Consider the following 19,829-nt stretch of genomic DNA (forward strand, 5'->3'; position numbering starts at 1 on the left):
CAAAAGCGTTTTACTCTTTGTTGAGAGGTGTTTTGCTTAGAATGACTAGGCTACAAACCTCTCGCCGCGATTAAAACGCTTTTGTCTCGAACAAAATTTAACCGCAAAAGGTCAACAGACCCTAACAACCTCGGCTTTTATCCGAACAAGCGACGCTTCAGGCCGGTTTTCTCCAGCACGCGGGTCGAAATCTCTTCCACCGACAAAGAGGTGGTGTTGATGTAAGGGATCGCTTCGCGGCGAAATAGCGCCTCCACGTTAGCCAGTTCATGTTGGCACTGCGCGGTACTGGCGTATTCACTGCCCGCCAAACGATTTTGCCGGATCTCGGTCAAACGCTCTGGCGCGATCGTCAAGCCAAATAACTTGTGCCGGTGGATCTCAAACTCCGGCAGCAATTTAAGCCCACGAATATCGTCGTCAATGTACGGATAGTTCACCACGCGCAAACCAAATTGCATTGCCATGTACAAGCTGGTTGGGGTTTTACCACTGCGTGAGACGCCAAGCAAAATGATGTCTGCCTGCTCCAAACCTTTAAGAGAAATGCCGTCATCGTGCGCCAAGGTGTACTCAATGGCCGCAATACGATCAAAATAGGTATCGGTGTCTTTGCTGACGCTGCGCGAACGTTGCAGCTTGGGCACGGGTTCCATGTGAATGTCATCTTTCACCCGCTGGACAATACTTTCCAGCACATCGTAACAGTGAGCATTCGCCTGCAACAATTTCTCGCGAAACTCGGCAATCACTAACGAAAAAAAACACCAACGGTTTTATGCCAGTTGTTTGAAAGGATATTTCGATATGCTTGAGCAACTCAGTTAATTTCTCTTCACTTTCAATGAAAGGAAAGGTTTTTTCGTTGGCATAAAAGGGGAATTGCCCGAGAACAACGTGACCGACGGTTTCACAGGTAATCGCTGTTCCGTCGGAAACGTAGAATACATCACGACTTTGCTTTTCAGTTTGCATTTTTGTTTAAATTTTAAAAATATTTTGATTAGGATGTTAACCATAATACAAACAATAAACCCAGGCGTTCAATTACCACCCCCACAGCTTTGAAAATTTGCTCACAATTTTTTTCAGCTGCCGCGTAATCGTTTGCCTAATCCCTACAAGCTGCAATGTTTCTGGAGAAAGACATGCAAAAGAACACCCTCTGGTTCAATAGCCTATCCATGGAAGATGTCGATAAAGTCGGCGGAAAAAATGCTTCTCTTGGTGAAATGGTGTCTAACCTTGCCAATGCTGGCGTTTCTGTGCCCAACGGTTTTGCGACCACCTCTTACGCGTTTAACCAGTTCCTTGATTACGAAGGGCTGGATGAGCGTATTCACCAACTGCTTGACGAACTGGATGTAGACGACGTTGACGCGCTGCGTAAAACCGGTGCCATGATTCGTCAGTGGGTTTTAGAAGCCCCATTCCCAGCGGATCTCGAGCAAGATATCCGCAGCAACTACGCAGAGCTCACTGCGGGTAACGACGAGCTTTCTGTTGCTGTGCGCTCTTCCGCGACCGCAGAAGATTTGCCGGACGCTTCCTTTGCCGGCCAGCAAGAGACGTTTCTTAACGTCAAAGGCATCGACGCTGTGCTGGAAGCGACCAAACACGTCTATGCATCACTGTTTAACGATCGCGCTATCTCTTACCGCGTGCACCAAGGTTTCGACCACCGTGGTATTTCGCTCTCCGCGGGCATTCAGCGCATGGTGCGTTCCGACAAAGCCGCGTCCGGCGTCATGTTCACTCTTGATACCGAATCCGGTTTTGACAAAGTGGTGTTCATCACCTCCGCTTGGGGCCTTGGCGAAATGGTAGTGCAAGGCGCGGTTAACCCAGACGAATTCTACGTGCACAAGCCGCTGCTTGAAGCGGGTCAAGCGCCCATCGTCAAGAAAACCTTTGGCTCGAAACTGAGCAAAATGATCTACGCCAACAGCCAAGTGATTGGCAAGCAGGTGGAAATTGTCGATACCACCGAGCAAGAGCGCAGCGAATTTTCCCTCACCAATGAGGAGATCATTGAGCTGGCCAAACAGGCGATGATCATTGAGAAGCACTATCAGCGTCCGATGGATATTGAGTGGGCCAAAGATGGTATCGACGGCAAGCTCTACATAGTGCAGGCTCGCCCTGAAACTGTCTGCTCGCAAAGCGAACAGAATGTGATCGAGCGCTACGAACTGAGCCACAAAGCAGAAGTGCTAGTGGAAGGTCGTGCAATTGGCCAGCGTATCGGCTCTGGTGTGGTTCGTTTGGTCGATTCACTCGATCAAATGTCACTGGTGCAAGAAGGCGACGTGCTGGTCACCGACATGACCGACCCAGATTGGGAACCGGTGATGAAAAAAGCGTCGGCGATTGTCACCAACCGTGGTGGACGCACTTGCCACGCAGCCATCATCGCTCGTGAGCTTGGTATTCCGGCCATTGTCGGCTGTGGACACGCAACCAGCCAGCTGAAAGATGGCGAGCTCGTCACCGTATCTTGTGCTGAAGGCGAAACTGGCTATGTCTATCAAGGGCAGATCGAGTTTGCCGTGCGCCGTTCAACCGTTGATGAGCTGCCTATGCTACCCACCAAAGTGATGATGAACGTCGGCAACCCAGACCGAGCGTTCGATTTCGCTCAGATCCCTAACGAAGGGGTGGGTTTGGCACGATTGGAGTTCATCATCAACAAGATGATTGGCATCCACCCGAAAGCGCTGCTCAATTTTGATCAGCAAAGCGACAGCCTCAAAGTCGAGATCAGCCAGCGTATTCGCGGTTACAAAGATCCTATCGATTTCTACGTGAGCAAACTGACTGAAGGGATCGCCACCATCGCCGCAGCGTTCTGGCCAAAGCGCGTTATTGTGCGCATGTCCGATTTTAAATCGAACGAATACAGCAACCTTGTCGGCGGCAAAGGCTACGAACCGCACGAAGAGAACCCGATGCTGGGCTTTCGTGGGGCATCGCGTTACATCTCGCCACAGTTTGAAGACTGTTTCGAGCTGGAAACGCAAGCGATCAAACGCGTACGTGACGAAATGGGGCTGAAAAACGTCGAAATCATGATCCCGTTTGTACGCACGCCAAGTGAAGCGGCTCAGGTGATTGACTTGCTCGCTAAGTTTGATCTGCGCCGTGGCGATCAAGGTCTGAAAGTGATCATGATGTGTGAGCTACCGTCAAACGCGGTGCTGGCGGATGAGTTCCTCAAGTACTTCGACGGTTTCTCGATTGGCTCAAACGACATGACTCAGCTCACGCTCGGCCTCGACCGAGATTCAGGCGATGTCGCTCACCTGTTCGACGAGCGTAACCCTGCGGTGAAAGCGATGTTGAAAATGGCCATCGACGCAGCAACCAAAGCAGGCAAATACGTCGGCATCTGTGGCCAAGGCCCTTCGGATCACGAAGACTTTGCACAGTGGTTAATGGAACAAGGCATCAGCTCAGTGTCGCTCAACCCAGACACTGTGATTGATACTTGGCTTCAGCTTGGTAAAGCGAGCCAGTAATCCATTTGCAATGGAAACGCAAAAGCGCCATTTTTGGCGCTTTTTATTTTTAACCAACCGTTTGCGGGGAAGATGGCCGACAATCCAGCGGCTATATTTTGAGCAAAGTCTCAATTGTAGATTTTATCCCTGCCGATTTTTGATCTAAAACAACCGAAATAGAACTCGCCATCATCACTCCTTTTCCCTCAGCCATACTTCCAAAGTAGTAAGGTCGTCAGTTCATTAATCGGCGCTATATCGCGCCTATAACAAGAAAAGGAAGCCAATATGATACGAGTCGTTACTCTTGCCATTGCTATCAGTAGCGTTTTCTCTACCTCCGCTCTATCGAGTAATCGCAGTGAACCCGTCACCCCTATCGCCCAAGCACAAGAAATCCATCTTGGTAAAGCCGAGTTAGGCAAAAAACTCTATTTTGATCCTCGCTTATCAAAATCTGGATTCATCTCGTGTAACTCATGCCACAACCTCAGTATGGGCGGCAGCGACAATCTAAAAACATCCATTGGACACAACTGGCAGCAAGGTCCGATAAACTCGCCAACGGTTCTAAACTCAAGCCTCAATATCGCCCAGTTTTGGGATGGCAGGGCCGCTGACTTGAAAGAGCAAGCGGGAGGCCCGATTGCCAATCCGGGAGAAATGGCCTTTACTCACACGCTGGCGATCGATGTATTGCAGTCTATTCCACAATACGTTAACGAATTCAAGTTGGTGTTTGGCAAAGAGAAAATTGATATTGACCAAGTCACTGACTCCATCGCCGAGTTTGAGAAAACCTTAGTCACCCCTAACTCACGTTTTGACCAATGGTTAATGGGGGATGATAACGCCATCACTCAAGCGGAGCTGGAAGGATATCAGCTATTTAAAAACTCAGGATGTGTGGCTTGCCATAACGGTAGCTCACTCGGTGGCACTTCGTTTCAAAAAATGGGGTTGATTGAACCTTACCAAACCGCAAACAGTGCTGAAGGCTTAAGCGCTGTGACTGGCAAAGATGCTGACCGATTTAAGTTCAAAGTGCCGACGTTACGTAACGTGGCATTAACTTATCCCTACTTCCACGATGGCGAAGCCCAGACTTTGACAGAAGCGGTAGACATTATGGGAAGGCTACAGCTCGGCCGAACATTCACATCTGAAGAGAACCAGAAAATTGTCGCTTTTCTCTATACCTTAACAGGCGATCAACCTTCATTCTCGCTGCCCATATTGCCACCTTCCACGCCAAACACGCCAATACCACGTCCGTTTGACTAAAAGGTTGAGCGGCAAACAAATTGAGCCTTCTTAAGAAGGCTCAATTTTTTACTTACATCCCTAAAAGACGCGCCACCCACGTCACTTCACCATGAGCAATCAAGTCAAAAATAGTAAAGAACAGGGCGCAAATCACCGCCAGTTTAAGCAACTTAATTCCAATCAGCATGGCTTTCCCCTTTATTGGCTAACGGCCAAGTGTAGCGCAAAAGAATCAGCAAGCCATCCGTTCTGCTCAATACTGGCGCATCGTTTTGCTTAGGCTGAAGCGGCGAAGTTGCCAAGGAGCGCGCCATACAACTGCCTGTCACTCAGCACGCCGACCAGACGTTGCTGCTCCACCAGCAGAATCGGTTGTTTAGTACGCTGCTTAAGTTCAATCACTTCACGCATACCGATATCAGGCTCGACCGCAACGACGGTATGGTCATTGATATCGCCAAGGCCAACGCCCTCTTGATGCCAGTCCAGCAATTGGTGCGACGAATCAACCAGCGTTATCCCCTGCTTTTGCTGCTCCACCCACAGCGCTTGCTCATTACACACTTGCCAGCGCTGCGCTTGCTGTGTGAGCTCTTCCACTGGACGCATCAGAGAGCGCCCTTTCAGCACGTTAAGCGGATTGGTGTGAGCCACAAAATCGCGCACATATTGGTTTTCGGGTTGCAGCACTATCTGCTCAGGCTTCCCGTGTTGAATCAATTGTCCAGACTCCATGATCGCAATGCGGTTGCCAATTTTCAGCGCTTCATCCAGATCGTGGCTGACAAACAAAATGGTCTTATTCAGCTGTTTTTGCAGTTGCAACAGCTCATCTTGCAGTTGGGCACGAATCAGCGGATCGAGCGCCGAAAAGGGCTCATCCATCAACAGAATGTCGCTGTCCATAGCAAATGCGCGCGCCAAGCCAACCCGCTGCTGCATCCCGCCGGAAAGTTCATGGGGAAATTTGTCTTCCCATTCCGCCAGCCCAACCATCGCGAGTTGTTCACGCGCTTTTGCGCGGCGCACTTTTTTACTGATACCTTGCATCTCCAAACCAAACGCCACGTTATCCAAAACGTTCAGCCACGGCATAAGAGCAAAAGTTTGAAACACCATAGAAACGCGATGAGTGCGCAGATGACGCAGCGTTTCTTGGTCGCACGTGGCTAAGTCCGCCTGCTGCTCACCATCTTTCACCAGCAAAGCACCACGTGACACCGGATTTAGCCCATTCACAGCGCGCAGCAAACTTGACTTGCCCGAGCCCGAAAGCCCCATCAACACGCAAATTTCGCCCTCTTTGACGCTCATGCTGACGTTATTGACCCCCACCACTTGACCGACTTCATCAATGATCTCTTGGCGTGATTTTCCTTGATCGAGCCTTTCAAACGCCAGTGCGGGATCCGAACCAAAAACCACATCCAGATTTTTAATCGTAATGGCATCCATGGTTATGCCTCCTTTTGGTTGGGGGTTTTGCACAAGCGATCAAGGATGATCGCCACCAGTACAATCGCAAGGCCTGCTTCAAAGCCTTGTGAAATGTTCACCGTGTTCAGCGCGCGCACCACAGGCTTACCGAGACCATCGGCACCGACCAGTGCGGCAATTACCACCATAGAGAGCGACAACATGATGCACTGCGTGATGCCCGCCATAATGTTGGGCAGCGCCGCTGGCAGTTCGACTTTAAGCAGCAGTTTCATGCGGCTGGCCCCAAACGCTTTGCCCGCTTCAATCAGCTCTTGCGGCACTTTAGTGATGCCTAAATAGGTCAGGCGGATCGGCGCGGCGATGGCAAAAATGATGGTGGAGATCAAACCCGGTACGATACCAAGACCAAACAGCACCAAGGTAGGGATCAGATAGACAAAGGTTGGCACAGTTTGCATCAGGTCAAGAATTGGTCGCAGCAAGGTGTAAAGCCAAGGGCGATGCGCCGCCATGATGCCAAGGGGTACGCCAATTAATACGGAAATCGTTGTCGCGGCAAAGACCAAGACAAAGGTTTCCAGCATTTCTTGCCAATAACCAAGGTTGAGGATCAGCAGCAAAGCAGCGACCACAAACAGCATCAAAGGCAGGCTGCGATGCAGCAGCCACGCCAATAAGGCGGTGATGACTATCGGTAGCGCCGGTGGCATCCACTTAAAAATATCCACCACAAACAGGATAACCGTTTCTAGAAAGTAGGAGATGGCGTCAAAAACGCCGGCGGCGTTTAAGGTCAACCAGTCAACCCCCGTCTCCATCCATTGACCCAGAGGGATTTTGTTATCAGTAATAAAATTCACAATTAAGCCTTTGTTATTTAATCGAAACAGGACAAGCAACGCGCTTACACGTTGCTATCGAGGTAGTTCATAACCGCTTGCACGGCGTCTTCGCCTTGCAGGGTTTTCACCCCTTTTAACCAGCGCTGCAGCTCGTTTGGATTGGCTTTTAGCCATTGCTGCGCCGCCACCGCCGGTTTCTGCTTCTGATTGAGGATCGCTTCCATCAACTGGTTTTCCATCTCCAGGCTAAATTGCAAGTTTTGCAGCAGTTGACCAACGTTTGGGCACTGCGCTAGGTAATTTGCACGTACATTGGTGTAAACATTGGCACCGCCGTAATTCGGCCCGAAATAGTCATCGCCACCGGCCAGATATTCCATCTCAACATTGCTGTTCATCGGGTGAGGTGCCCAGCCTAAATAGACAATCCACTGCTGACGGCGTGCGGCGCGAGAGACTTGTGACACCATGCCCGCTTCGCTCGATTCCACTAGACGAAACGTTTTTAAATCAAAGGCATTGGCATCAATCATCGATTGGATCAAGCGGTTGCCATCGTTGCCCGGTTCGATACCGTAGATGCGAGATTTGAACTTGTCGGCGTGCTTGGCGAGATCGGCGAAATTTGTCACGCCCGCGTCATAAACGTACTTCGGCACAGCTAAGGTGTATTTGGCCCCTTGCAGATTAGCACGTACCGTTTCGACCGTCCCCGCTTGGCGGTACTTAGCGATGTCGCCTTCCATCGTCGGCATCCAGTTACCGAGAAACACGTCGATGTCGCCGTTGGCCATTGAAGAGTAAGTCACCGGAACCGAAAGAAGATCGGTTTTCGTCTCATAGCCGAGACCTTTGAGCAGCTCAGAGGTAACAGCGGTGGTGGCGGTAATATCGGTCCAACCCACATCGGCAAAGCGCACCGTTTGACAGCTGTTGGCGTAGCTGTTGGCGGCAAAAAGCGTGAGGGCGGTGGTGGTGAGCAGTTTTGTCGTCATAGACATAATCGATTCCTTATCGTTTTTCTGACTTTTCATTATTAAATGTGTTACTTGCTGATGACTTAGCACATCGCTATGGCGCGTGTTGTAACGCTCTTTTCGGTGGATGCATTCGTTGGCTCTCTTGCCAATTCGGCGCGAGCCACACCGGGACGTTGCCGGCTTCGAGCAGGGCTTTATCTAAAATCATGTCCGCAGCCCGCTCAGCGACCATAATGGTTGGTGCATTGAGGTTGCCATTGGGAATAGTGGGAAAGACTGACGAGTCGACCACGCGCAATGCACTCAGGCCACGCACTCGACACTGTTCATCCAGCACTGCCATTGGATCATCGTCCGCGCCCATTTTGCAGCTGCATGACGGGTGATAGGCGCTTTCCACATTTTCGCGCACCCAGTGATCGATCGCGTCATCGCTGACCACGTCCGCGCCCGGCTGAATCTCTTCACCGCGATAGGCATCGAGCGCTGGCTGTGCAAGAATTTCGCGCGTTAAACGAATGCAGTCTCGCCAATCTTGGCGATCTTGCTCGGTCGAAATGTAGTTAAACTCAATCTTGGGTTTGTCGTTTGGATTCGCCGAGATGATTTCGACGCTGCCACGACTTTGCGGTTTGTTGGGGCCGACATGCACCTGAAAGCCATGACCAGCAAAGGCTGCACGTCCATCGTAGCGCATCGCCGCAGGCAAAAAGTGATACTGAATGTTTGGCCACTTCAGCCCTTTACGTGAGCGAATAAAGGCGCAAGATTCAAAATGGTTGGTCGCGCCCAACCCTTTGCGGGTCAGAATCCATTGTGCGCCGATCAACCCTTTGCTAACTAAGCCAAGTTTGCTGTTGAGGGTAATGGGCTCTTTGCAGTGATATTGAAAGTACACTTCCAGATGATCCTGCAAATTGCGCCCCACGCCGGGCAAATCATGCACTAAGGACACCTTGGCACGCTCAAGTACCGCTTTCGGGCCGATGCCAGAAAGTTGCAGCAGTTGCACCGAGCCGATGGGGCCGGCGCTTAAAATCACTTCATTGCGCGCAAGGCACTGTGAGGTTTTGCCCGATTTCTCAAACACAACACCGACAGCCCGTTTGTTTTCTAGCAGCACTTTTTGCGCGTTAACGCCTTTGATCAGAGTGAAATTGGCTCGCTTTTTCGCTCGGCTTAAGTACGCGTTAGAGGTGGAAGCACGAACGCCATTTTTCACCGTCATGTGCATCGGTCCAAAGCCTTCTTGTTGGTAGCCGTTGTAATCCGATGTTTGCGGATAGCCCGCTTCAGCGCCTGCATCGATAAAGGCTTGATAGAGCGGGTTGAGCGTCATCTCGTTGCCTGCGCAGGTGCCAAGTGGCCCCTCCCCGCCGCGATACTGATCCGCGCCGCCAATCCAAGCTTCGGCACGGCGAAAATAAGGCAAACAGGCTTGATAGTTCCAACCAGCCGCGCCCTGCGCTTCCCACTCATCAAAATCGCAAGCATGGCCACGGACATACACCATGCCGTTGATAGAAGAGCTGCCGCCGAGCACTTTGCCTCGCGGGCAATGCAGCTGTCGCCCAGACAGGCCAGACTCCGCGACCGTTTCATATTGCCAAGCGTATTTCTCGCTGTTCATCGGGTAAGAGAGCGCGGTGGGCATCTGGATGAAAATGCTGTTATCAGAGCCGCCCGCTTCCAAAAGCAGCACTTGATGTTCACCACTTTCAGACAGCCTATCGGCCAAAACGCAGCCGGCCGATCCCGCACCGACGATGATGTAATCGTAGTGTTGTTGCATGGTTTTCTCTCTTATTTGCTGATTATTGGTACGGGCCGACGAAATCGCCCATCTCGACTAATACGCTTTTAGTTTGCGTGTAGTGACGCAGCGTTTCCGGGCCGTTTTCACGCCCAATCCCAGAGTGTTTGTAACCGCCAACCGGCATTTCAGCGGGCGAGTCTCCCCAGGTGTTGATCCAGCAGATCCCGGCTTGCAGCTGATGAATCACTCGATGCGCTCGGCCAAGATTCTGGGTAAATACCCCAGCCGCCAAGCCATAATCGCTGTGATTGGCGCGGGCAATGACCTCTTCTTCCGTGCGAAATTTCAAAACCGACATCACCGGGCCAAATATCTCCTGCTGCACGTGGGCCATCTCGTCTTGGCAGTCGATAAACACGGTTGGCGCAACAAAATTGCCTTTATCCAAACCATTTGCCATCAGACGCTCGCCGCCTGTGAGTAAGGTCGCGCCGCTCTGTTTCGCGCTTTCAATTGCGGCCATCACTTTATTCAGATGCTCGCCGGAGATCAGCGCGCCAATTTGCGTCTCCATATCCATCGGATCGCCGATACGCAAACGCTCGGTGCGCGTTTTCAGTTGTGCGACAAAATCGTCATAGAGCGACTCGTGCACAAACACGCGTGTACCGTGGGTACACACTTCCCCTTGGGTGTAGAAGTTCGCCACCATCGCCGCTGAGACAGCCTGATCGAGCTTAGCGTCCTCAAAAATGATCAGGGGGGATTTACCGCCGAGCTCCATCGTCACCGATTTCAGTGTCTTGGCGCTATCGGCCATCACGGCTCTGCCCGTAGTTGATTCCCCCGTAAAAGAGACTTTGGCGATATCAGGATGGGCAGTGAGCATTTGCCCGACACGATAGTCGCCTTGAATTACGTTGAACACGCCATCTGGCAGGCCTGCTTGGGTAAATATTTCCGCCAGTTTCAGTGCCGAAAGTGGCGTTTCTTCGGAGGGTTTGAAAATCATCACGTTGCCTGCGGCAAGCGCTGGGGCCGATTTCCACATCGCAATCTGGATTGGGTAGTTCCAGGCACCAATGCCAGCGCAAATGCCGAGCGGCTCACGGCGAGTGTAGTAAAACTGCTTGGCACTGAGTGACTGCTGCTCACCTTGCAGTGACACGGCGAGCCCCGCGTAGTATTCAATCACGTCGGCGCCGGTGGCGATGTCCACGACAATGGCTTCTTGCAGCGGCTTACCGCTATCCAGTACTTCCAGTTTCGCCAGCGCGTCGTTGTGCTCACGCAGCAGCGCCACCGCTCGGTGCAAAATTCGACAACGCTCTTGTACTGACATCGCCGACCAAATGGCAAAACCGCTTTTGGCGGCGACTATCGCTTGCTCAAGATCGTCAGAAGTAGCCTGAGCGACGCGTGCCAGCGGCTCGCCCGTGGCCGGGTTGTAGGTGGTAAAATACTCGCTGGCTTCACGAGTTACGGCTTTACCGCCAATGTAATGTGATTTGTTATCCATCATGAAGGTCTGACTCGTCGTTATTGTTTTGTATAAAAAGTGAGTTGCTTGTCCAAATAATCGTTAATGATCACTTTGGCGGTTTCGCCACTGATCCCATCGGGGTTGAGCGCCCCGCGTAACCAAATACCATCAATCAATGCCGCAATGCCGTGGGCGACCAGTTCCGCTTGATCGCGATTGAGCAGCGCTTTCAGTTCATGTTTGAGATGAGAGATCAAGCGCTTCTCATTGACTCGTTGCAGCCGCTTTAGCTGCTCGTCGTGCATGGAATAAGACCAAAACGCCAACCACGTTTTGGCCACTTTGTTTTCCACTTGGTAACCGGAAAAGTTTCCGTCGATGATGGCATTGATCCTTTGGTGGTAGGCCTGTTTGGGGAGCGCGGCTAAACGCTCCACCACAGTGCGCGATAACTGACGGAGGATCTCCCGCATGGTTTCTTCCAACAAACCGTGCTTGCCACCGAAATAGTGATTAATGATGCCCGTCGATACCCCCGCCTCTTTGCTAATCAGGGCAATACTGGCGGCGTGCAGACCCACGCGATCAATCACCGTCATGGTCGCATTCACCAGTTGCGGCTTACGTATTTGCGGCATCCCAACCTTCGGCATTTTGGCTCCTGATGTTTTTAATTGAACGTGCAGTTAAATTAAAATGCCACATTATTTATTCGTGCACAAATGTTTATTTTAAAAATGGCTCGTAAAACTCCTCACAAAGAGAAGCGATAAAACCTTCGGTGATGGTCGAAAACTCATTTTCATTGCTCAACAAAGCATCACACAAGTCGCCATAAAACACACCAATTGGTAAAAATAGAAGCAAAAAGATGATATTTAACCAGCAATTACCGGTTAATTTTGCCACAAGAGCATGGTGCAATCTTAGATTCAACTGAGCACACTCAGGTTTAAGATTGAAAAAATCCCAATAATTATTTAGAGTACTAAATGTTACGTCTCTAAGTAACAGTACAAGGAAAAAACTATGAACCCCATACTGGAAACCCGAGGCCTGTTTAAGGTATTCGGGGAGCAGCCAGAGCAGGCCTTTACCCTGCTAGAGAAGGGTGTCGACAAGGACGGCATTTTGCAAAAGACAGGATTGACCATCGGCGTCAATGATGTGTCACTGTCGATTCAAGCCGGAGAAATTTTTGTCATTATGGGACTGTCTGGTTCTGGCAAGTCCACTCTCGTTCGCTTACTCAATCGCTTGATTGAACCCACCAAGGGCAGCGTATTGCTTAAGGGCAAAGATATCGCCCACATTTCTGAGCAAGAACTGCGTGAGGTGCGCCGCAAACACATCTCCATGGTGTTTCAAAACTTCGCTTTAATGCCGCATATGACGGTGCTGGAAAACGCCGCCTTCGGCTTAGAGCTGGCCGGCATTGCCGTTGAGGAGCGAGAAAGCACCGCGCTTGCTGCGCTCAACCGCGTCGGATTGGACGCCTATGCAGAGGCGTTTCCCGATGAACTTTCCGGAGGGATGAAACAGCGCGTCGGTCTGGCACGTGCACTGGCGTGCGACCCCGATATCTTATTGATGGATGAAGCGTTTTCAGCGCTTGATCCTTTGATCCGCGCCGAAATGCAAGACGAGCTTTTGCGCCTGCAAAACGACGATAAACGCACCATCGTATTTATTTCGCACGATCTGGATGAAGCGATGCGCATCGGCGATCGCATCGCCATCATGCAGCATGGGGATGTGGTGCAAGTCGGCACACCCGATGAGATCCTCAACCATCCAGCCAACGACTACGTGGCTGCCTTCTTTCGTGGTGTCAATGTGGCGAGCGTATTAACCGCCAAAGACATTGCGCGGAAAAAACCGGTGGCGGTGTTTAAGAAGAGTGAGCACGACGGCCCAAGATCCGCCATGCAGATATTGCTTGAGCAGGACCGCGATTACGGCATTGTGATTGATAAATCCAACCGCTATTCCGGTGTGGTGTCGCTCGACTCGCTGCGCCTTGCGCACAAAGAACAGCGCTCTTTGAGTAGCGCGCAACTACCTGACGCCATCGCACTCATGCCCGAACAGTCAGTCAACGACATCTTGGGCCTTGTGGCCGGGGTGCCTTACGCCGTTCCCGTTGTCGATGAACAAGGGCAGTACTTTGGTGTGGTCACCAAATCACGGCTGCTGCAAACCCTAGACAAGGAGTAGTAACTATGTCTAACGAATCAGAAACCAGTGACCCGTGGTCACAAACCAGCGCTGCGCCAAGCGATCCTTGGGGACAAGCAACGCCCGTGACCGACAATGCCGATTGGCTCAATAGTGATGTGCCGCCGCTCCCATCGTTTGATCCGCTTCATCCCTTCGAGCAAGCCATTTTGCCCTTCGATCACTGGGTAGAAACCGGATTAAACTGGCTGGTGGATCATGGTCGCCCGCTGTTTCAAGCCGTACGCGTGCCGATCGATTTTATTCTCTCCTCTTTCGAAACCGCACTGGTTTCCACACCAGCACCCATCATGCTGCTGATCTTGTTTTTGCTTGCTTGGCAATGCTCAAATGTTCGCTTAGGCAGTGCCACACTTGCGTCACTGATCTTCATCGGTTTGATTGGCGCTTGGTCGCAAGCCATGACCACCTTGGCACTGGTCATGACGTCAGTATTTTTCTGCTTGTTGATTGGTTTGCCATTGGGGATCTGGCTCGCACGCAGCCAAACCGCCGCCAAAATTATTCGCCCACTGCTGGATGCGATGCAGACCACGCCCGCTTTTGTCTATCTGGTACCAATCGTGATGCTGTTTGGCATTGGCAACGTGCCCGGCGTAGTTGTCACCATCATTTTTGCCCTGCCACCTGTGGTGCGTTTGACGATTTTAGGCATTCAACAAGTGCCCGAAGAGCTAATTGAAGCAGGTCACGCCTTTGGCGCCAACAAACGGCAAATGCTCTATCGCATTCAACTGCCTCTGGCGCTGCCCACCATTATGGCTGGGGTCAATCAAACTCTCATGTTGTCACTTTCCATGGTGGTGATTGCCTCCATGATTGCCGTTGGCGGCTTAGGCCAGATGGTGCTGCGTGGCATCGGCCGTTTAGATATGGGCCTAGCCGCAGTCGGCGGGGTCGGCATCGTCATTCTGGCGATTTTACTTGATCGCATCACACAAACCTTGGGGGACAACGCGGGCAATAGCAAACTGCGCTGGTATCACACCGGACCAGCATCTCTGCTGACGCGACTCTTCAACTCCCGCAAGCCCTCACCTGAATTTAGCAAAATGGAGAAATAATATGCATCGCTCATGGAAGAAAACCCTCACCGTTACTGCTCTCACGTCACTGGCTGTGACCAGCAGCGCGTGGGCAGAAAAACTGCCCGGTGCGGGGATAACCGTACAGCCGGTTCAATCCACTGTTGCGGAAGAGACCTTTCAAACCTTGATCGTCAACCGTGCCCTTGAAGCGCTCGGTTACGATGTGTTACCAACCAAAGAAGTCGATTACAACGTCGCCTACACCTCGATCGCCAAAGGCGATGCCACCTTCCTCGCGGTTGGCTGGTTTCCGTTGCACAGTGACAAATACGCCATGGCCGGAGGAGATAAGGTTTTCTATCGCCAAGGCCAATACATCAGCGGCGCGGCGCAAGGCTATTTGATTAATAAAGCCACAGCGGATAAATACAACATCAGCAACATTAGCCAATTGAAAGATCCGAAAATCGCTCGCCTATTTGATGCGAACGACGATGGTAAGGCCGATCTAACCGGGTGTAATCCGGGCTGGGGCTGTGAAGGGGTTATCGAGGCGCAGCTCAGTGCTTACGGCCTGCGCGATACCGTTTCGCATAATCAAGGCAACTACGCCGCCATCATCGCCGATACCATTTCCCGCTATAAGCAAGGCTCGCCCATTCTTTACTACACTTGGACACCGTATTGGGTGAGCGGCGTTTTGGTTCCCGGTAAAGACGTCGTCTGGCTTGAAGTGCCTTTCTCGGCGCTGCCAGGTGAGCGAAAAGATGTCGATACCACGTTGCCAAATGGCAAAAACTACGGCTTTGAGATGAACAGCATGCGCATCGTTGCCAATAAAGCGTTTGCTGAGCAAAACCCAGCGGCGGCGAAGTTGTTTGCCATCATGCAAGTGAACATCAACGATGTGAACGCGCAAAATATGATGATGAGCCAAGGCAAAAACCGTTCTGCCGACATTGAAGCGCATGTCGATGGCTGGATAAAAGCGCACCAAAAGCAATTTGATGCTTGGATTGAAGCGGCGAAAAAAGCGGCAATGTAGTAGAGAGTCTTTTTCGCCTCACAAAGTAGCCGCATTTTGCGGCTACTTTTATTGGCAATCACTTGCTCTATTTAAAAATATCCGGCAATAAACACGTGCTTATTTCGGAGTCTTTATAGGTTGTCGACGTGGTCAACTCATCCCCTTGCATCTCAATGTGCTTTATTCCCATTTTTCGCATGTCAGATAAGCTATATATCCATCCTTGCGTCTTTTGGCTGAACTGACAATTGTTGGGAATAGTCTGCCCATAAATCGTGATATTTTGATCAACGCCTATTAACTCAAAAAAAGCCGTTTCTTTTAATCTCAAACGGTTCAAATAGCCGGAAAACTCTTCCCACCGACTCGCAGGAACTGAGTGACGCCAAATTTCGTCGTCTTGCTTCGCCCCGCCATGCCAACCGAGCATGGCATCTTTCTTGATCAACACATGATTGGCTGCGGGCAGAATGTAGTTTGCACAGGCGGAAAAACAGAGCTGACTCACTTCCACATCCAAATTCAGTTCATGAACGAAATAGCCAAACTCGATGCCAGAACCCATTTCACCACCCTCGCTGGTGATCCTTAACTTTTTAATCTGGCGTCCGTCGGTTCGCACTAGGCGGATCGCCTCAAGGACAGCATCTCCGGTGATCATCCCCTCGTAAACCAAAGTATCCTCGGTCAGCAAAATTTTATGTTCATCTGGAATGATGGTGATTTGTGATGCGCACGCAGTTAACAAAGAGGCAAAGGCGATGATTAACACTCTATACAGCATAGGTTTTTCCTATTTATCTTGATCTTAGACTCGAAACTGCCTCTTCTATACACCCAATACCGAGACTTTCAAAGCAAGCATGCCGTGCAAATAGACACACATAACAGTAAAAGCCTCTAGCGAGCCTTGGTAGTGCTTAACAACCCGTTAAGTCAGACCCATAGCGGTAAGGTCTTCTCGCCTGCAATAGCAGCCCTGTTTAACCACAATTGAGTTGATAGGAATACTCGAACATCAACGGATTAAACCTATTGGGTTGATGATGTGTCACTCGCCCTCGCCATGCTCGCTTTGTAATTGTATAGCCAGTAGCAAATCAGCCCCAGACATACGCCCCAGAAAGCGCTGCCTATCCCGAGTAAATTGATGCCAGATGCGGTGAACAGAAACGTAAACAGTGCAGGCTCTCGGCAGTGGCTATCGGTCATCGATACCGATAAGCAGTTCATTAAGGTGGGCATCACCGCTAGCCCTGCAATCGCAATCACCACCGCGGCAGGGACGGCGCTAAAAATGGAAACAAATGACATGCCCAAAATGCCCGCTAAAAGATAAAATACACCCATCGAAATCCCCGCCATATAACGTGTTTTCGGGTTTTCATCCGCATTTGGCCCCATACAAATTGCGCCTGTGATGGCGGCCAAATTAAAAGCAAAACCACCAAACGGAGCCAATAACAGCCCGGCCAAACCTGTCGTCGTGATGATTTTGGAGGACTCGACTTGGTAGCCATTGGCTTTTAATACCGCAAATCCCGGCAAGTTTTGCGAGGCCATAGTGACAATAAACAAAGGGATTCCAACACTGACCAACGAGAAGAAATCAAAATCCGGAGCCATGAAGGTCGGAGTGGTCAACCCCAGCGTGACCTCACTAACATCGAGTTTTCCCATAGCGACACAGAGCCCCAGCGCGACGAGAAAAATACTCGGGACCAGTAAGTTTCCTAGCCAAGTTCTTGCCACAATAAACATCGCTAACATCACCAAGACAATTTGTCCTTCTCCCATGAGCGATTCAAACAAGCCCAAGCCAAATTGCAATAATATTCCGGCCAACATCGCCGCTGCGATGGCGGTTGGGATTTGCTTTAGTACTTTTTCAACTATCCCAGCCAAGCCAACTAAGGTAATCAGCAGAGAGCTGAATAAAAACGCGGCGACGGCCTGATTCATGGTCAACCCGTCAAGGGAGGTAATTAACAATGCTGCGCCCGGTGTGGACCACGCGGTGACGATTGGTTTCTTGTAGAACCATGAGAGCAAAATCGTAGTGGTTCCCATACCTATCCCCAGCGCCCAAAACCAAGAAGCAATTTGCGCTTCATTCCCGCCAGCACTGGTCGCGGCTTGAAAAATTATCGCGGCCGCACTTGCGTAGCCAATAAAAACGGCGATAAAGCCGGTGCTGATGTGAGAAAGTTTTAGCTTAGTCATGTTAATTCACCTTAATGTGCGTTATAACGTCCGTAAAATTTAATCTAGCATTTGTGCGTTATAACGCACAAGGGGTTTGTTGAAAAAATATGCAAACAGAAATCAAAGTCGGCGATAACTTAAAACGCCTTCGGCAAGAAAAAGGTTGGAGTTTAGACAAAGCCGCGCAAGCAACTGGCGTGAGTAAAGCCATGCTTGGGCAAATAGAACGCGGTGAATCGAGCCCGACCGTCGCGAAACTGTGGCAAATCGCCTCAGGATTTGATGTGTCGTTTTCCAGTTTTATCTCCGTGAGTTCGAACCATGAACTTACCAATCTTTTCAGAGATGCAAACGAGCTAAGGCGTGAGGAGTACAATGCTGGCTTCTTTGTCAGCTTGTTGTTCCCGTTTGAGCCAGCGCTGGGGTTCGAGGTATTCGAGCTCACCTTAGCGCCCAACTATCAGCACGAATCTGAACCGCACAATCTTGGTGTGACCGAGCACATTCTATGTATTGCTGGCGAAATGGCGGTCCTGTTTGATGGCGAATGGCACACATTGCGCCCGGGCCAAGCAGTGCGCTTTAATGCCAACCAAGCTCATGGCTACAAAAACATAGGAGAGACGAATGCCGTGTTCCACGACATTATTCACTACTCGGGAAGAAAGCTATAAGCCGCAACCGCGTTGAGCAGATATCCTGATCAACTAGAGAAAAAGCGAGCACGGGGCTCGCATCTCTTTCCCTGATGTTAAACTCGATAAAATTACAGTAACTCAGCCGATTACCGGACAATCGCGAACTCTTCGTTGGTTGGGCGGCGATTAGTATCGCTTCTACTAACAGGAATTTGGACAAAAGTAAGCCAGTGACTTTACTAATTTAGCGACTCATGAATAACTACAGCTATTGAAAGTTGCTTAGTGAAGAGTCCAATCTTACTAGTACAAATCAATAGCTACCAATAATGCAGTCCTTTACAGTCTGTAATGCTGCACGCAAAGCTGATGGACTAACTGAACCGAGCGCAATTCTGAGTGCATGAGGAACGACTTTAGTCACGCAAAATGGATCAGCGGTAGAGACCAAAATATTATGTTTAATAAGAGACGTTGTCACATGGTCTGACCGAACCCCCTCAGCTAAAGGGAGCCAAATAAAATAAGATGCAGGATGACTAATGTAGTCGAGCGGACTTAAAATCTCCCTCGCTAGACGTTGGCGCATTCCAGCATCTGCTCTTTTCTTTTCCTCTAACTGTTTAACCACTCCCTCTTCCACCCAATTTCTGACTATGGCAGTCAATAACGATGGTGTATTCCACGTTGTCGCCCGGATTGCTCTTTCTAGAGCTGGTCTTAGTGTTTGTGGCGCTATGACAACACCGACACGTAGTCCCGTTGCAACATTCTTTGAAAAGCCAGTGATTAGCACCGTTCTTTCTGGTGCATGGCGATAAATCGGTAATGGAGGGTTGTCGACCAAATAACCATAAGCGGTATCTTCAATAACTAGAAAGTCATAGAGACGAGCAATTTCTGCTATCTCTATGCGCTGTAGCTCACTCAAGACCCAGCCCAGCGGGTTGTGCAAAGTTGGCATCGTATACACAGCTTTGATTTTTCTTTGTGCGCACAAATGTCGAAGTACACGTAAGTCAGGCCCATCAGAATCAAACGGAACAGGGACCAACTCAATATGATAGAGTTGGGCTAGCGCTTTAAACCCAGGATAAGTAAGCGCATCTACTGCAACCACATCTCCCGGCTGTAACAAACCCATTACTGCAACCATTAAACCGTGCTGCGCACCGTTAACGATGAGCAATTCATCTGCACTAAAGCTCATACCATGCTTTGAGAAATGGAGCGCAAAGATCTCGCGGTCACTCGTCGAACCAGCATGTGGTGAGTAAAGGAGATGAGCATCGATCCCGCCCGATAATGACAAAGCGCGTAGCGCATTCCGCAACAATTCGCCTTGCTCAGGTAAGGCTGGATAGTTGAAGTTCAAATCCACTACGTCAGAGGCTATCATTTGTTGGTCCATGCCATGGTTTGTCGG

16 protein-coding genes and 1 pseudogene are annotated in these 19,829 nt (G+C 50.4%); 6 read left to right on the forward strand and 11 right to left on the reverse strand.

Annotated features, from left to right (window positions below):
• Positions 1-137: 137 nt before the first annotated feature.
• Positions 138-975 (reverse strand): annotated as a pseudogene (gene ppsR, locus EA26_RS12245) (posphoenolpyruvate synthetase regulatory kinase/phosphorylase PpsR).
• 155 nt (positions 976-1,130) lie between these two features.
• Here ppsR and ppsA point away from each other — a divergent pair.
• Positions 1,131-3,518 carry a phosphoenolpyruvate synthase gene (gene ppsA, locus EA26_RS12250; RefSeq protein WP_039427819.1) on the forward strand — a complete coding sequence of 796 codons (2,388 nt, stop codon included), beginning with the start codon at positions 1,131-1,133 and terminating at the stop codon, positions 3,516-3,518.
• A gap of 270 nt (positions 3,519-3,788) precedes the next feature.
• Positions 3,789-4,784: a cytochrome-c peroxidase gene (locus EA26_RS12255; protein ID WP_226970216.1), complete on the forward strand. Its 996-nt coding sequence runs from the start codon at positions 3,789-3,791 to the stop codon at positions 4,782-4,784.
• A 258-nt stretch (positions 4,785-5,042) separates the two neighbouring features.
• Here EA26_RS12255 and choV read toward each other — a convergent pair whose 3' ends face one another.
• The 7 genes from choV to EA26_RS21885 form a co-directional block, all read right to left on the reverse strand.
• Positions 5,043-6,221, reverse strand: a complete 1,179-nt coding sequence (choV, locus tag EA26_RS12265) for a choline ABC transporter ATP-binding protein (protein WP_039427822.1) — start codon at positions 6,219-6,221, stop codon at positions 5,043-5,045.
• A gap of 2 nt (positions 6,222-6,223) precedes the next feature.
• Positions 6,224-7,066, reverse strand: coding sequence for a choline ABC transporter permease subunit (gene choW / locus EA26_RS12270; protein ID WP_039427823.1), 843 nt, complete (start codon positions 7,064-7,066; stop codon positions 6,224-6,226).
• 44 nt (positions 7,067-7,110) lie between these two features.
• Complete coding sequence (locus EA26_RS12275; RefSeq protein WP_039427825.1) at positions 7,111-8,049, reverse strand: choline ABC transporter substrate-binding protein; 939 nt, start codon at positions 8,047-8,049, stop codon at positions 7,111-7,113.
• A gap of 70 nt (positions 8,050-8,119) precedes the next feature.
• Positions 8,120-9,820 (reverse strand): choline dehydrogenase, encoded by a 1,701-nt coding sequence (gene betA, locus EA26_RS12280; protein ID WP_039427826.1) that lies wholly within the window; start codon positions 9,818-9,820, stop codon positions 8,120-8,122.
• A 22-nt stretch (positions 9,821-9,842) separates the two neighbouring features.
• On the reverse strand, positions 9,843-11,303 hold the full coding sequence (betB, locus tag EA26_RS12285) for a betaine-aldehyde dehydrogenase (RefSeq protein ID WP_039429099.1): 1,461 nt from the start codon (positions 11,301-11,303) through the stop codon (positions 9,843-9,845).
• Positions 11,304-11,323: 20 nt separating this feature from the next.
• A complete protein-coding gene (gene betI / locus EA26_RS12290; protein ID WP_039427828.1) occupies positions 11,324-11,920 on the reverse strand; it encodes a transcriptional regulator BetI in 597 nt (198 codons plus the stop codon).
• Positions 11,921-11,993: 73 nt separating this feature from the next.
• Positions 11,994-12,176 (reverse strand): hypothetical protein, encoded by a 183-nt coding sequence (locus tag EA26_RS21885; RefSeq protein ID WP_160173459.1) that lies wholly within the window; start codon positions 12,174-12,176, stop codon positions 11,994-11,996.
• A 120-nt stretch (positions 12,177-12,296) separates the two neighbouring features.
• Between EA26_RS21885 and proV the strand changes: the two genes are divergently transcribed.
• From proV to proX, 3 genes are read left to right on the forward strand one after another with little or no spacing between them, the layout of a single operon-like run.
• A complete protein-coding gene (gene proV / locus EA26_RS12300) occupies positions 12,297-13,484 on the forward strand; it encodes a glycine betaine/L-proline ABC transporter ATP-binding protein ProV (protein WP_039427832.1) in 1,188 nt (395 codons plus the stop codon).
• A 5-nt stretch (positions 13,485-13,489) separates the two neighbouring features.
• The gene (proW, locus tag EA26_RS12305; RefSeq protein ID WP_039427834.1) at positions 13,490-14,569 is read left to right on the forward strand and encodes a glycine betaine/L-proline ABC transporter permease ProW; all 1,080 of its coding nucleotides are present in this window, start codon (positions 13,490-13,492) and stop codon (positions 14,567-14,569) included.
• 1 nt (position 14,570) lies between these two features.
• Positions 14,571-15,578: a glycine betaine/L-proline ABC transporter substrate-binding protein ProX gene (proX, locus tag EA26_RS12310; protein WP_039427835.1), complete on the forward strand. Its 1,008-nt coding sequence runs from the start codon at positions 14,571-14,573 to the stop codon at positions 15,576-15,578.
• 67 nt (positions 15,579-15,645) lie between these two features.
• On the opposite strand, the gene EA26_RS12315 is transcribed toward proX, so the two are convergent.
• Both EA26_RS12315 and EA26_RS12320 read right to left on the reverse strand, forming a co-directional pair.
• The gene (locus tag EA26_RS12315) at positions 15,646-16,332 is read right to left on the reverse strand and encodes a hypothetical protein (protein WP_319024169.1); all 687 of its coding nucleotides are present in this window, start codon (positions 16,330-16,332) and stop codon (positions 15,646-15,648) included.
• 260 nt (positions 16,333-16,592) lie between these two features.
• The gene (locus tag EA26_RS12320) at positions 16,593-17,783 is read right to left on the reverse strand and encodes a benzoate/H(+) symporter BenE family transporter (RefSeq protein WP_039427839.1); all 1,191 of its coding nucleotides are present in this window, start codon (positions 17,781-17,783) and stop codon (positions 16,593-16,595) included.
• 89 nt (positions 17,784-17,872) lie between these two features.
• Between EA26_RS12320 and EA26_RS12325 the strand changes: the two genes are divergently transcribed.
• Positions 17,873-18,439, forward strand: a complete 567-nt coding sequence (locus tag EA26_RS12325; protein WP_039427841.1) for a helix-turn-helix domain-containing protein — start codon at positions 17,873-17,875, stop codon at positions 18,437-18,439.
• A gap of 277 nt (positions 18,440-18,716) precedes the next feature.
• Here EA26_RS12325 and EA26_RS12330 read toward each other — a convergent pair whose 3' ends face one another.
• Positions 18,717-19,802: an aminotransferase-like domain-containing protein gene (locus EA26_RS12330; RefSeq protein ID WP_226978357.1), complete on the reverse strand. Its 1,086-nt coding sequence runs from the start codon at positions 19,800-19,802 to the stop codon at positions 18,717-18,719.
• Positions 19,803-19,829: the final 27 nt, after the last annotated feature.

The sequence above is a fragment of the Vibrio navarrensis genome (assembly GCF_000764325.1).
Taxonomy (GTDB): Bacteria; Pseudomonadota; Gammaproteobacteria; order Enterobacterales; family Vibrionaceae; genus Vibrio; species Vibrio navarrensis.